The sequence below is a fragment of the Pseudomonas capeferrum genome, assembly GCF_013523055.1.
GTDB lineage: Bacteria > Pseudomonadota > Gammaproteobacteria > Pseudomonadales > Pseudomonadaceae > Aquipseudomonas > Aquipseudomonas capeferrum_A.
The window spans coordinates 253,209-267,542 of record NZ_JAAMQM010000003.1; the positions used below are offsets into that span (position 1 = coordinate 253,209).

Consider the following 14,334-nt stretch of genomic DNA (forward strand, 5'->3'; position numbering starts at 1 on the left):
AAGGATTCCGGCAATGGCTCAAGGGAATGGGATTCAAGGGAAACGGGCCTATCCGGAAAAGGAAAAAGGCCCTCGCCTGCCTCAACTCCAGGTGCCGTCGATGCTCTCGCTATTCCAACGAAAACGCCCACCAGTAACGGCCTCGCTTTCCTCCACCGGAGACATGGAAAAAGGGCTGATGCGACCGGAGTCGGTCGCCGCCCTGCTGTCCACAGCGCGCCGGCAGAAACTGCTGGAGCACATCTGGCAACGCACCTCGCTCTCGCGCAAGCATTTCGCTTCACTCTACTTGGCTCCGCTGCAACGCTATGCCGAGCTGGTCCAGCAGTTTCCTGCGTCGGAAGCGCATCACCATGCGTATCAAGGGGGGATGCTGGACCACGGCCTGGAAATCGTCGCGTATGCGCTCAAACTGCGGCAGTCGTACCTGCTGCCCACCGGCACCACACCCGAAGACCAAGTCGTGCAAGCAGAAGCCTGGACCGCCGCCATCGCCTACGCCGCGCTGCTGCATGACCTCGGCAAGATCGCCGTCGATCTGCACGTCGAACATACCGACGGCAGCGTTTGGCACCCCTGGCACGGCCCACTGGCCCGCCCCTACCGATTCCGCTACCGACAGGATCGCGAGTACCGCCTGCACAGCGCGGCCACGGGCTTGCTGTATCGACAGGTGCTCGATGCCGAGCTGCTCGACTGGCTCAGCACCTTTCCTCCGCTCTGGTCCGCACTGCTGTACGTCCTGGCCGGCCAGTACGAACACGCCGGCGTGCTCGGCGAGTTGGTGGTTCAGGCCGACCGTGCCTCGGTCGCCCAGTCACTCGGCGGCGATCCTGCACGCGCTATGGAGGCCCCGAAGCACGCGCTGCAGCGCAAGCTGCTCAACGGGCTGCGGTACTTGCTCAAGGAAGAGCTGAAACTCAACCAGCCCCAGGCTTCAGACGGCTGGCTGACACAGGACTCTCTGTGGCTGGTTAGCAAGACGGTTTCGGACAAGTTGCGCGCGCACTTGCTGGCACAGGGCATAGACGGCATCCCCGCGAACAACACGGCGGTTTTCAACGTGCTGCAGGATCATGGCATGCTCCAGCCCACACCAGATGGCAAGGCGATATGGCGGGCAACAGTCACGAGCGACGCCGGCTGGTCGCACACCTTCACGCTGCTGCGACTCGCGCCATCTCTGATCTGGGAAGGAGACGATCGACCAGCGCCGTTCACTGGCACCGTCATAGTAGAGGTGCAGTCCAGCGAAGCACCCTCGACGCCATCCACCGATAGCGGTGATACACCCCTGGAGGCCACCGCCCCACCTGTATGGCCTGTTCCCGCGGTCGATAGCGTTGACGCACTGCTGGCCTTACTCGGCACCTCCGATACCGAACCGCCACCGCAGGAGCAGGAAGTTGAACCACCGCCGGCAACTGGCACCAATGAGGTGTCCGTTCTTTACCAGGCCAGCGATTCAACGCCACCGCCAGTCCCTGTGCATACGACCACAGTGGACGGCGAACACTTCATGACCTGGCTGCAGCAACGCGTCCAGAGCCGCAAACTCATTATCAATGACGCCAGGGCCTTGGTGCATACCGTGGCCGACACGGCGTTTCTGGTCAGCCCGGGCGTGTTCCAGCGCTATGCACAGGAGCACCCGCAAACGGCCGTGCTCGCCAAGCAAGATCAGATAGCTGACTGGCAATGGGTACAAAAACGCTTCGAGCAGTTGCAATTGCATCGCAAGCGGGACAGCGGCCGGAACATCTGGACCTGCGAGGTGACGGGGCCGCGGAAGTCACGGCGGCTGCATGGCTATCTGCTGAAAGAACTCCGGCAGCTGTTCGAGGAAGTGCCTCCCAACAACCCCTATCTACAGCTGCGCGTTGACGGTTGATGGAGTTTCCTACCCGTGGAAACGCGGCAATCAGAAACTCTTCTCGAACTTCAGCGCTGCTTCGGTCTGGCGATAGGAGTATGCCCAGTCGATGCTGCTACGGTTGTCCGTGTATTTGAACCCCGCCCAGTGCGAAGCGCGGCATCTCCAAGTTGGCGATGTAGATATGCTGCTTGTCCTCGCGCAGCCGGCCGAGGAAGTAGTCCGGCTCGTCGTAGCGGGTGGTGCGGTACAAGGCGGCCATGAGGTTGAGGATCACGCCCACATCGAACAGATGGTAGACCCAGGTTGACCATGTATTGCACTGGCTCCCTCCTTTCGGCCAATGCAGTGGAAGGCTTAAGTCTCTCGCCCAAGAACCGCGAGAGCTCTTCCGCTCATCAACAACAATCTACCTCCGCGAGCGAATGGGTGAATGAATCATACTTTCTTAGGAACCAAGTTAAAGTTGGGGAAATAGCACACTAAGTCTCTCTACAAAAATGTGGTACCCCAACGTTGGAGTACCACATAACGAAGTTTAAAGAGAGTCAAAATTGTTCAGCACTCAACTCATAGAGCGTAGTACTCCCGGCACGTACAGTGCAGGTTAGCGATTGAATACGTGGCAGGATACGGGCGAAATAGAAACGGGCAGTACCGAGTTTGCTGCCGTAAAAGCTATCCACGGTAGCCTTACTCAACGCCGCTTGCGCCATCAATGCCCACATATAGGCATAAGCGGTATAGCCGAACACCTGTAAATACTCTACCGAAGCGGCGCCGATCTCATTAGAGCCCCGTTTGGTATTGTCCAGCACCCAGTGGGTCAATTCGTCGAGGTTGGCGATAGCCGCCTTCAGCGGCTCGACGAACTCAACCAATTCGCTATTGCTGCTGGCAATAAACGTCTTCACCTCTTCGGAGAAGTGATTGTAAAACACTCCGCCGCTACCTACGATTTTGCGTCCGACCAGGTCCAGCGCCTGGATGCCGTTTGTGCCTTCATAGATCTGGGTGATGCGGCAATCGCGCACCAACTGCTCCTGGCCCCATTCGCGGATGAAGCCGTGACCGCCGAATATCTGCTGGCCATGCAACGTAGTTTCCAGGCCCATATCGGTGAGAAACGCCTTGGCTACCGGGGTCAGCAGGGCGACCAGATCCTCGGCGCGCTTGCGCGCACTAGCCTCCTCGCTGAACTTGGCGGTGTCCAACTGTATGGCAACATAGCTGGAGAAGGCACGACCGCCCTCATTGAGTGCTTTCATGGTCAGCAGCATGCGGCGCACGTCAGGGTGCACGATGATTGGGTCAGCAACCCTCTCCTTCTCCACCGGGCCGCCCGGCGCACGTCCCTGCAAACGCTCACGCGCATAGGCGATGGCATTCTGGTAGGAACGTTCGCCGGCCGCTAACCCCTGAATGCCGACACCCAAGCGTTCGTAGTTCATCATGGTGAACATTGCCGCCAAGCCCTTATTTGGCTCGCCGACCATCCAGCCGGTGGCACCGTCGAAGTTCATCACGCAGGTGGCCGAGGCCTTGATGCCCATCTTGTGCTCAATGGAGCCACAGGAGACAGCGTTGCGTACGCCAAGGGAACCGTCTTCGTTGACCAGCACTTTCGGCACCAGAAACAACGAGATACCTCTGGAGCCCGCTGGCGCGTCGGGCAGCTTGGCCAGCACCAGGTGGACGATGTTCTCGGTTAGGTCGTGTTCACCACCGGTGATGAAGATCTTGCTGCCACTGACTCTGTAGCTACCGTCGGCATGAGGGACGGCCCTCGTGCGGATGATGCCCAGGTCGGAGCCGGCATGCGCCTCGGTCAGGCACATTGAGCCTGCCCAGACTCCAGCGTACATGTTCGGCAGGTACTTCTGCTTCAGCTCCTCGCTGGCATGGGCGTTGATGGCCATGCAGGCGCCAGCGGTGAGCATCGGGTACAGCCCGAACGACAGGCTGGACGCGTGCATCATCTCTTCGACCTGAGCGGAAATGGCTTTCGGCATACCCATGCCGCCATAGGCAGAATCGCCGCCAACGCCGACCCAACCGCCTTCGGCATAGACGCGATAAGCCTCGGGGAAGCCGCTTGGGGTTCGCACCCCCTCGGTACTCCAGGTACAACCCTCCTCGTCACCACTGCGATTCAATGGTGCGATGCTGTTGCCGGTTACCTTGCCGGCTTCCTCAAGAATGGCCTCGGCGGTTTGCGCGTCGACAACATCCGCAAGCGCAGGCAGGGCTTGCCAGAGGCGCGGCGCCGCAAAGACTTCACTCAGAACGAAATGCATGTCACGCAGGGGGGCCTGGTAATCAGCCATATGGAAAGACCTCGCAAAAAGACATTCGTGCAACTCGCTTGTCACCGCTTGGCGAACCTGCACACCTGAGTCGAGTTACCGTGTGTAACAGGCAACTTGTATAGGGTAAAAAAACCGGCTCATCGAACGGACGATGAGCCGGATAATCTCCAAACGGAGAGGATTAGCGGGGGGGCCAGACAGCGCCACGAAGCCTTTTGGCACTGCCGGCTTCACTTCGAACAATTTGCCGACCAACCCTCTTAAGTCGGTATCGTTTGCCTGTGACCAAGACGATAACCAGCCTCCCCGTTCCCTTCATCGTCGGAACCGACAAATCTTCCCTGTCCGAGGCGACAGCCGGATCAAAAAGTGTCGCATCCGCCGATGCCACCACGGGACATCCGACATAAAACATCAGCCAGACGATATATAGCGGAGTACATATGGCTGGTCCCTTACACGGAATTCGTATCATCGAAATGGCCGGGCTGGGCCCCGGCCCCTTCTGCGGCATGATGCTGGCGGACATGGGGGCTGACGTCATCTGCATCGAACGCAAGCCAACTGCGCCCCAAAGCGAATTCGACAAGATGAAAAGAACCGTCACCGACAGAGGACGGCGATCCATTGCGCTGGACATGAAAAAGGAGGGTGCTGCAGAGCTGGCCCTACGTCTGATCGAGAACGCCGACGCCCTGATCGAGGGCTTTCGCCCCGGCGTGATGGAACGCCTCGGATTGGGACCCGACACATGCCTGGCGCGCAATCCACGCCTCATCTACGGACGCATGACGGGCTGGGGGCAGGATGGACCGCTGGCTCACAGCGCCGGGCACGATATCAACTACATAGCCATCAGCGGCGCCCTTGGCGCCATGGGCTATGCCGATCGCCCCCCCACGCCGCCCTTGCACCTGGTCGGAGACATGGGCGGTGGCGGCATGATGCTGGCCTTCGGAATCGTCTGCGCCCTGCTTGAGGCGAAAACCTCGGGGCAGGGACAAGTGATCGATGCCGCCATCTCGGACGGCACCGCTACCCTCGCCAGCATGTATTACGGCATGCGCGCCAAGGAGCAATGGAGCACGCAGCGCACCGACAACCTCCTCGACGGCGGAGCGCCGTTCTACGGCTGTTATGAATGCGCAGACGGCCGGCATATCGCCATTGGTGCAATCGAACCACAGTTCTACCGACTGCTGCTCGACTTGTGCGGCATCAATGATCCGGCGTTTGCCGAACAATGGCACAAACAAGCCTGGCCGGAACTGCGAGAAAAACTGCGCAAGCTGTTCCGCCTGCGCCGCCAAGATGAATGGTGCGCCCTGTTCGAGGGAACGGATGCCTGCTTCGCCCCCGTCCTGGACTTCGACCAGGCCCTGGAGCATCCGCATCATCAGGCGCGCAACACCTTCACCCGCATAGATGGCATACCACAGCCCGCCCCCGCCCCGCGCTTCAGCCGGACCCCGGGCAGCGCGGGTCGTCTGCCGGAAAGCGCTGGCCAACACACCCAGGAGATCCTGCTGGAGGCCGGCCTGTCATCCAGCGAGTTGGCAAACCTGGCCACCACCGGTGTTATCTGAAGCACTGCCAGATGCCAGGCAGACAGCCACCGACGACACAACAACAAGACCCACAGAGGAATATCCGCATGGAAACAGCAGCAAGCACATTTGGCCGCCTGGCTGGCAAGGTAGCGATCATCACCGGCGGCGCGAGCGGCATCGGACGGGCGTCGGCGTTGTCTTTCCTTGACCAGGGGGCCAAGGTCGTCATCGCCGATCTCAACGACGACACAGCCGAAGAGACCTTGGCCCTGGCAGCCCAGAGAGGCCATAGCGCGTCGATTCGCTTCCTGCGTACCGATGTTTCGTGCGAAGAAGACATCGCAGCGGTCGTTGCTCTGGCCCTGAAAGAATTCACTCGTCTCGACTGTTTCTTCAGCAATGCCGGCGCTGGAGGCGCCATGGGACCTATCACCCAGACCTCGACTGAAGACTGGGACCGAACCGTCGCTTTGCTGTTGCGGTCCGTCTTCCTCGGCATCAAGTACGCCGGCAACGCCATGAAACGGCAAGGATCCGGCGGTTCGATCATCAACACCTCCTCCACCGCCGGGCTCAATGCTGGCAGCGGACCGGCAGCCTATTCGGCAGCCAAAGCAGGTGTGGTCAATCTGACCCAGAGCGCAGCCGTCGAACTCGCTCCGGCCCGTATCCGGGTCAACAACATCGCACCTGGCGGTATCTATACGCCACTGATTCGCGGAGCGAAAAACGAACAGGAGATGCATGCCTTCATGAAAGGGCGTTTGCCGTGGCCGGCAGTCGGGCTTCCCGAGGATATCGCCAATGCTGCGCTGTTCCTGGCCAGCGACGAATCGAGCTTTTGTACCGGCACAACCCTGCTTGTCGATGGTGGCCTGCTGGCCTGGGGACCCGGCCTCTATCCTTTTGGCGGCATCTATAGTGAGGACAACAGTTTCAGCGCCGGCAATGCCACCAGCCAGAACCAAGCGCATGAATGACTAAACGCTGTGTCCTAGGGTCTGTTGACGTTTCGCTTTAACTCATTGAACCGGATGGAAGTACATTTCCAATCTGGCCTTCGAACGGGCCTCTTCGGGGCAACTGCGGACAGTCGACTTTTGTGTTTCATGATGCGCCGATTGGTGGGCTGAAGCCCACCCTACAGAGCCTGAGTCCCACGTAGGGTGGGCTTCAGCTCACCAGTTGCAGTGTCCACAATTGCCTCGATCCGGCCATCCATGCCGAAACGTCAACAGACCTAGGGGAAACCAGCGGCGGCGCCATAAAAAGCGCCGTTTGCCTGATCAGGCAAACGGTTGCTCTCCCGGCGAATATGGCAGTCAGCGGATCCAGCCCAGGCGCCTGGCCATATTGACGGCTTGGGTCCGGTTGCTGGCGCCAAGTTTGGCGTTGATCTTGCGCAGATGCGACCTGACCGTGCTCTCCGTGACGAACAGCTTATCGGCGATGGCGTTGTTCGACAGGCCGAAGGACACGAACTCCAGAATGTTCAGTTCACGCGTGGACAGCGACATTGACGCATCGAGCATTTCGCCTTCGGCGCTCTCCAGATCCAGGCTGCATCCCGCCCGCAACAGAATGCGATCGATGAACAGCGTCAACCCATCCCCTTGCCCCTTGCCTTCCACCTGACTGGCAAGGCGCAGCTCCCGCATCAACTCGATGACCGGCGGGCCTTCCTCCAGAAAAGTACGGACCAATCCCTCGCGGCAGGCGATCTCCGCGCACTCCTGGATCGCCCGCATGGCCATTCTCACCTGACCGGACATGTACAAGGTCTTGGCGAAGAGAATCTTCAGCTTCAAGACGCGCCGGTTGCGGAAGTTATTCTGCGCCGAACGGATTTCGGCCTTCAGCGAATCGGCGACCGCCTCGCCGCCATGACCATGCACGAACAAGCGGAAACGACAGAGCTCGGTGGTTTCCACATCGTTGGCCGGCATGATCATTCCGTGCAGGCTGGCCCACGCCGCCGGGTGTTCAGCCCCTTCGCACAGACTCCTCGCCTCCGTCAGGTCGCCTTTCAGCAGAGCCATCCGGGCCCTCTCCAACTGGGCCGAGGCGATGACCCGCGGCAGGTTGTTGTGCCTGCCAAAATATTCCAGCTCGCTCAGGTAGTGGTAGCAATGATCGAGATCGCCGCGCTCATGGGCTATGCGAGCATAGATGACATGGCTGATGATCAACTGATCCGGTAGCACGTACTCCCTGACAATGGGCATGTAGAGCGCCAGCAGTTGCTCCGCCTCTTCCAGGTCATCGATGTCATACAGGGCTTCCGCGAGGTATACCGCCGCGATCGACCGTCCGACGCTACGGCTGCCAAATGCGACTTCGGCCTCGCCGAGCGCTACGCGAAAATGTGCGATGGCCTCCCTCACCCGACCTTGCGCCAGACTCACCAGGCCTTGCAAGCACATCGAGTAGACGGTGGGGAACGTTGTACTCTGCCCCTCGCCTTCCGGGCTCGAATGGGTGAGCAACTCAATCGCGTCCGAATACCGGTTGGCAGCCACCCGCCAGGTCGCCAGGGTCGTGGTGAGTATCGCGTAGTAGAAGCTGTCCCGCCGGACCACCGTGCGAAGGGCTTCCTCCGCCAGCCAGAAACCCTCCTCATGGCGGTCGAGAATGGCCAGGATGTAGGGCCTCAGGGCATCGACTTCCTTGAACAGCTCATCGTCATCCGCAAGTCCCACCTTGTCGCCGTCCAGCGCCTCCAGGCGTCGTAGCGCATCGATGCCGCGCCGGGTGAAGGTCAGCGCCCAGATATGGGCGAGACGCAAGCGTGGTTTGAGCCGCAGCGACTCGGTCGGCAAGGCGTCGAGCCAACGCGCCAACAGCCGGAAACGGCCATCGAACAGCAGGCTGTTGCTGTGCGAGGCAATCAGCGACAGGGCGTATCCACTCATGCCCGATGCCAATGCGTGTTCAATCGCAGGAATGGGTCGTCCTTCGGACTCATACCACTTGGCTGCGGCCAGATGCAGACCGGGAATGTCCTGCGGATGGAGACGCTCGAGCTGGCCACGCAGGAAGGCAGCGAAAAGACCGTGATAACGGTAGAGGTTGCGTTCGCCGCCATCCAGCGCGGTGATGCACACGTTGGAGCGCTCCAGGCGCTGCAACACCACGTCGCTGTCGGTCCGGCCACAGACGGCATCGCACAGTGATTTGTTGAGTTCGCCAAGAACGCTGCTCTTGAGCAGAAAGCTCTGCACATCCGCTGGCTGGCTGCTCAGAATCGCCTCGACCAGATACTCTGCCATCGCCGAGTTCGAGCCCGAGAAGGTGGAAATGAAGGCCTCCGGATCTTCGCGGACTTCCAGCGCCATGGACACCAGCCAAAGCGCCGCGGGCCAGCCTTCGGTATCACCATACAGCTTGGAAATGCCCTTATCGGAGAGTTTCAGACCTCTTTGGGTATGAAAGAAGCACTCGGTTTCCTCTCGTGAAAAACGCAGCCACGCCTGATCCACCTCCAACAGTTGTCCCTGCGCACGCAAACGACCAAGCTGCAGGTTGGGTGTTTCACGCGAGGCGATCACCACCTGTCCGCCAGCCGGCAGGTGGTTGATGATCACCCGCAGCAGATCATCAATGGAGCGGTTGGAAACCGACTCGAACTCGTCGATGAAGAGGGTGAACGGGTGTTCGCAATCGGCCACGCTATCGACGAGTTTCAGCGCTAACTGATCGACGCCGGACATCCCCCCAGACGCGACCCACAGTTCGTCAGCATGCCCCTCCGGCCGCAACACCAGATCGAACGCATCGATCAGGTAGGCCAGGAAACGGCGGAAATCATCGTCCCGTGAATCCAGGGTCAGCCAGGCCACCCGACGCCCCACGGCTTGCAGATGGCCGAGGTATTGGCGCATCGCCGTGGTCTTGCCAAACCCGGCAGGCGCCCGAAACAGAACTAGCCGGGCATCGGCGGCGCGCGTTACCAGTTCGGCGATATCCCTTCGTGCGACGGTCCGCGATGCCGCTGCCGGTGCGATGAGCTTGGCCCGCCGGACATAGTTGGGTAATTGCATCTGCAACCCGACCGACTGGGTCACTGAGTCATTCGACATACGTTTCCCACCTTTTCTTATTGTCTGATGACAGCCGACTCCGCCAGGGCTCGTGATATCAGGCAGCCAAGCCCCTGGCGTTCAAGCGCAACGACCATGTCAAAGCCCGTTCCAGCAGCGCAAGACGACCTTCGACAGGGAAACCGGCAACGCTCGCCGCGTCACCTGGAGTCTGTTGCGTCCCCAAGATAGTCCCATATATGGCGCCAAATGAAACTGTCCGATACGACGATGCCCACCCCAGGCTTTTTCTCCAGACTGGAACTCAATAAGCAATCAAGCGGTATGCATCTTGGGAGTATCTCGCCTCCGGAGCATCGCCAACGACCGACGCATATTGGGAAGACCATGCAGATGACACAGGAACTCGACTTTTCCGGCAAGACGGTACTGGTGGTAGGAGGATCGAGCGGTATCGGCAACGCCATCGCCCAGGCCTTCCGGGGCAAGGGTGCCAGCGTCCACGTCTGGGGTACCCGGGCCAACGCCGAGGCCTATGCCGAGTCCCCGGACTCGAACCTCGCCGGCCTGCACTATGCGCAGGTGGACCTGTCTGATCCCCAGGCGATCGAGAATTGCCCCCCGACCTTCGCCAGCCTCGATGTCCTGGTACTCAGCCAAGGCATCGTGCTCTACGACCGGGCCGAATTCCAGCCAGGCAATTTCCGCAAAGTGATCGACGTCAATCTCAACAGCCTGATGGACTGTTGTGCACGCTTCCACGACATGCTCAAGGCCAGCGCTGGCTCGGTCATCGTCATCAGCTCTTCGTCCGCCTTCCACTCCACCCGCGGCAACCCGGCCTACGGCGCCTCCAAAACCGGAGCCATGGGCCTGACCCGCAACCTCGCTGACGCCTGGGCACCAGAGGGCATCCGGGTCAACGGCATCGCCCCCGGCCTGGTGCCCACCAAGATGACCAAGGTCACCACCGACCATCCCAAGCGTGTCGAAGCGATGTGCGCGCAGATTCCCCTGGGGCGTCTGGGACAAACGGAAGAAGTCGCCGGAGTCGCCCTGTTCCTGGCCTCCCCCCTCGCAGCCTATGTGATCGGCCAGACCATCCCGGTCGATGGCGGCCTGACCCTGCGCTGATCCGGGAGATCAAGACGATGAGCGATGCCTGGAAACAACTGGTGGATGTCGATCGACTAACCGCCTGGATGGACGAGCGGGGATTGGAGCAAGGGCCAATCGAAGAGGCCAGCCCTCTGACCGGCGGCACCCAGAACCTGTTGCTGCACTTTCGGCGTGGCCAGCGCTATTTCGTACTGCGTCGTCCACCGCAGCATCCGCGCCTCGATGGCACCGCGACGATGCAGCGTGAAGCCCGGGTACTGGCCGCACTGGCCGGAACCCGAGTGCCCCATGCACGACTGATCGCCAGTTGCGACGACAAGGGCGTGCTCGGCGCCGGCTTCTACCTGATGGAGCCGGTGGACGGGTTCACCCCAACCGGGCTGTTGCCCGCCGCCTACGTCGAGCATGCCAGCTACCGCCAGCGCATCGGTCCGGCCATGGCAAAAGGCATCGCCGAACTGGCCGCAGTCGATCATGTAGCGGTGGGACTGGCCGATTTCGGCAAGCTCGACGGTTACCTCGAGCGACAGGTGGGCCGCTGGCGCTCGCAACTCGAAGGCTACCGTGACTACCCGGGCTGGCCCGGAATGGCCAGCATCCCCGGCGTCGAGTCCGTCGGTAGCTGGCTGGAGGCCAACAGACCGGCGCATTTCCAGCCGGGCATCGTGCATGGCGACTACCACCTGGGCAACGTCATGTTCCAGCACGAGCGTCCGGAACTGGCGGCGATCATCGACTGGGAGCTGGCCACCATCGGCGACCCGCTGATCGATCTGGGCTGGCTGATTGCCACCTGGCCCGACGAGAGCGGCAACGGCATCGTTCCCAAACTCGAAGCCTCGCCCTGGGACCACTTCGTCCGCGCCGACGAGCTCATCGAATGCTACGCGCAGACCAGCCAGCGCGACCTGTCGAACCTGCGTTGGTACACCGTATTGGCCAGCTACAAGCTCGGCATATTGCTGGAAGGCAGCCATGCCCGTGCCTGCGCCGGCAAGGCACCGATGGATGTAGGCCTGTCGTTGCATACCGCCACGCTCCGGCTGTTCGAACGCGCCCAGGACTGGCTGGAGAGACGTTAGACGGACCCGGGAGCTCACCCAGCCTGCAATGAGGAGAACCGATCGATGAAAGCACTCTGCTACCGAGGGCCACGCACTATCCACTATGAAACGGTGGCGGACGCCAGGCTGGAAGACGATGGCGACATCGTGCTGCGCATGGAAGCGTGCGGCATCTGCGGTAGCGATCTGCACATCTACCACGGCCAGCCCTTTCCAGGCACCGAAACGCCCTGCTTCAGCGTCGGTCACGAAGCCGTCGGCGAAGTCATGGAAGTCGGCAAGGCGGTGCGCCGCTTCAGACCCGGCGACCGGGTTATGCTATCCGCCTCGGTGGGCTGCGGCGCCTGTCGGAACTGCCTGATAGGCAATGTCCTGGCTTGTACCAACGCGCCCATGCGCATCTACGGTATCGGCCGCGGGTTGCCCGGTTGTCAGGCCGAGGCCATCCGTGTACCAGCCGCCGATGTCAATGCCAGCCTGATCCCGGAAGGCATCAGCGTCGAGCAGGCCATCATGCTGACCGACAACCTGCCCACCGCCTGGTTCGGCTGCCTGAATGCCGATATCCAACCTGGCGATACCGTGGCGGTGGTCGGCCTCGGCCCTATCGGCCTGATGGCGGTGGAAAGCGCCTTCGTGCTCGGTGCCAGCCGTGTCTTCGCCATCGACCTGGTGGCGGAACGACGCCAGCTCGCGACGCAGTTGGGTGCGATCGCGCTGGAGCCGGCCAGCGCCCTCAATGAAATCCGCGAAGCCACAGGTGGGCGCATGGCGCACTGCGCCGTGGAGGCCGTCGGCCTCGACGCCACCATCCAGCTTGCCATCAGTCTGGTCGCCAGGCAGGGCACCGTCTCGATGGTCGGCGCAGGCACCGCGACCAGCCAGGATTTCCCCATCCGTGAACTGCTGATCCGCAACCTCACGTTCCGCGCCGGCGTGTGCTCAGTGCAGGAACACTGGGAAAAGCTGATCCACTTCATCCAGCAAGGACGGCTGCACCCCGAACGTTTCGTCACTCACACCCTGCCCTTGAACCAGGGCGCGGACGCCTACCGGATGTTCGACGCCCGCACCGACGGCGTGCTGAAGATGCTGATGACGCCCTGATTCCGCCACACCCGCTACCACCTCCAGAGAGAATCACCATGGATTTCGATTACAGCCCCAAGTCCAAAGAACTCCAGCAACGGCTGCTGCGCTTTTTCGACGAGCACATCTATCCCAACGAGCACCGCTTCAATGAAGAAGTAGAGGCCAATCGCCGCGCGGGCAACGCCTGGCAGGCGACCGCCATCATCGAAGAGCTCAAGCTCAAGGCAAAAGCGGACGGCCTGTGGAACCTGTTCCTGCCGCATTCGGCGCGGGCGCCGGAAGGGCTGTCCAACCTGGACTACGCACCATTATGCGAAATCATGGGCAAGGTGGACTGGGCGCCCGAAGTGTTCAACTGTTCGGCGCCGGATACCGGCAATATGGAGACCCTGGAGCTCTACGGCAGCGAGGCGCAGAAGGACGCCTGGCTCGATCCGCTGCTGCGAGGCGAGATTCGCTCCAGCTTCGTCATGACCGAACCGGACGTTGCCAGTTCGGATGCCACCAACGTACAGACCCGCATCGAGCGCGACGGCGACCACTACGTTATCAATGGCAGCAAGTCCTGGATCTCCGGCGCCGGCGATCCGCGCACCAAGATATTCATCGTCATGGGCAAGACCGACCCGGAGGCGCCCCGCCACCTGCAACAATCAATGATCCTGGTTCCCGCCGACACCCCCGGCGTTACCGTGGTACGCCCGCTGCGGGTGCTCGGTTTCGATCATGCCCCCTCGGGCCACATGGCCGTGGAACTGGTCAACGTGCGAGTACCGGTGGGCAACCTGCTGCTCGGCGAAGGTCGCGGCTTCGAGATCGCCCAGGGCCGCCTCGGCCCAGGACGTATCCACCACTGCATGCGCTGCATCGGCGTCGCCGAGCGCGCTCTGGAGCTCCTGGTGCGACGCGCCAAGAGCCGCGTGGCATTCGGGCGCCCACTATCCGAGCAGGGCGTCTGGCGCGAGCGCATCGCCGAGGCGCGCATCATGATCGAACAGGCCCGACTGTTGGTGCTCAAGACCGCCTACATGATGGACACCGTCGGCAACAAGCAGGCGCGTGGCGAAATCGCCATGATCAAGGTACTGGCGCCCAACGTCTCCAGCCGGATCGTCGACTGGGCCATCCAGATGTATGGCGCCACCGGCCTGTGTGACGACACGCCGCTAGCCGAAATGTATGCCCTGCAACGCGCGATCCGCTTCACCGACGGGCCGGACGAGGTGCATCGCAACGCCATCGCCAAACTGGAGTTGGCGCGCTACGACGCGTAGAGCGATCCAGCTC

At 61.3% G+C, this 14,334-nt stretch carries 10 protein-coding genes; 7 read left to right on the forward strand and 3 right to left on the reverse strand.

All coding sequences use genetic code 11. The features are described 5' to 3' along the window. The first annotated feature begins 100 nt into the window (after window positions 1–100). Window positions 101–1,891, forward strand: coding sequence for a MobH family relaxase (mobH, locus tag G7009_RS05135; protein ID WP_181128949.1), 1,791 nt, complete (start codon window positions 101–103; stop codon window positions 1,889–1,891). 97 nt (window positions 1,892–1,988) lie between these two features. Here the strand turns inward: mobH and G7009_RS05140 are convergent, their stop codons facing one another. Continuing rightward, a complete protein-coding gene (locus tag G7009_RS05140) occupies window positions 1,989–2,150 on the reverse strand; it encodes a hypothetical protein (RefSeq protein ID WP_181128918.1) in 162 nt (53 codons plus the stop codon). A gap of 271 nt (window positions 2,151–2,421) precedes the next feature. Further along, a complete protein-coding gene (locus G7009_RS05145) occupies window positions 2,422–4,200 on the reverse strand; it encodes an acyl-CoA dehydrogenase C-terminal domain-containing protein (RefSeq protein WP_058171460.1) in 1,779 nt (592 codons plus the stop codon). Window positions 4,201–4,625: 425 nt separating this feature from the next. Between G7009_RS05145 and G7009_RS05150 the strand changes: the two genes are divergently transcribed. Further along, complete coding sequence (locus G7009_RS05150) at window positions 4,626–5,768, forward strand: CaiB/BaiF CoA transferase family protein (protein WP_058171459.1); 1,143 nt, start codon at window positions 4,626–4,628, stop codon at window positions 5,766–5,768. Between the two features lie 68 nt (window positions 5,769–5,836). Continuing rightward, window positions 5,837–6,712, forward strand: a complete 876-nt coding sequence (locus tag G7009_RS05155) for an SDR family NAD(P)-dependent oxidoreductase (protein ID WP_058171458.1) — start codon at window positions 5,837–5,839, stop codon at window positions 6,710–6,712. Window positions 6,713–7,054: 342 nt separating this feature from the next. On the opposite strand, the gene G7009_RS05160 is transcribed toward G7009_RS05155, so the two are convergent. After that, window positions 7,055–9,811 carry a LuxR C-terminal-related transcriptional regulator gene (locus G7009_RS05160; RefSeq protein WP_181128919.1) on the reverse strand — a complete coding sequence of 919 codons (2,757 nt, stop codon included), beginning with the start codon at window positions 9,809–9,811 and terminating at the stop codon, window positions 7,055–7,057. Window positions 9,812–10,165: 354 nt separating this feature from the next. On the opposite strand from G7009_RS05160, the gene G7009_RS05165 reads away from it, so the two are divergent. Genes G7009_RS05165 through G7009_RS05180 form a run of 4 tightly spaced genes read left to right on the forward strand, consistent with a single transcriptional unit; the run spans window position 10,166 to window position 14,321 of the window. Continuing rightward, window positions 10,166–10,906, forward strand: a complete 741-nt coding sequence (locus G7009_RS05165; protein ID WP_058171521.1) for an SDR family NAD(P)-dependent oxidoreductase — start codon at window positions 10,166–10,168, stop codon at window positions 10,904–10,906. A 17-nt stretch (window positions 10,907–10,923) separates the two neighbouring features. Then, window positions 10,924–11,973: a phosphotransferase family protein gene (locus tag G7009_RS05170; protein WP_058171456.1), complete on the forward strand. Its 1,050-nt coding sequence runs from the start codon at window positions 10,924–10,926 to the stop codon at window positions 11,971–11,973. A 45-nt stretch (window positions 11,974–12,018) separates the two neighbouring features. Continuing rightward, the gene (locus tag G7009_RS05175; RefSeq protein ID WP_058171455.1) at window positions 12,019–13,062 is read left to right on the forward strand and encodes an alcohol dehydrogenase catalytic domain-containing protein; all 1,044 of its coding nucleotides are present in this window, start codon (window positions 12,019–12,021) and stop codon (window positions 13,060–13,062) included. A gap of 38 nt (window positions 13,063–13,100) precedes the next feature. Then, window positions 13,101–14,321, forward strand: a complete 1,221-nt coding sequence (locus tag G7009_RS05180) for an acyl-CoA dehydrogenase family protein (protein ID WP_058171454.1) — start codon at window positions 13,101–13,103, stop codon at window positions 14,319–14,321. The last annotated feature ends 13 nt before the right edge of the window (window positions 14,322–14,334 follow it).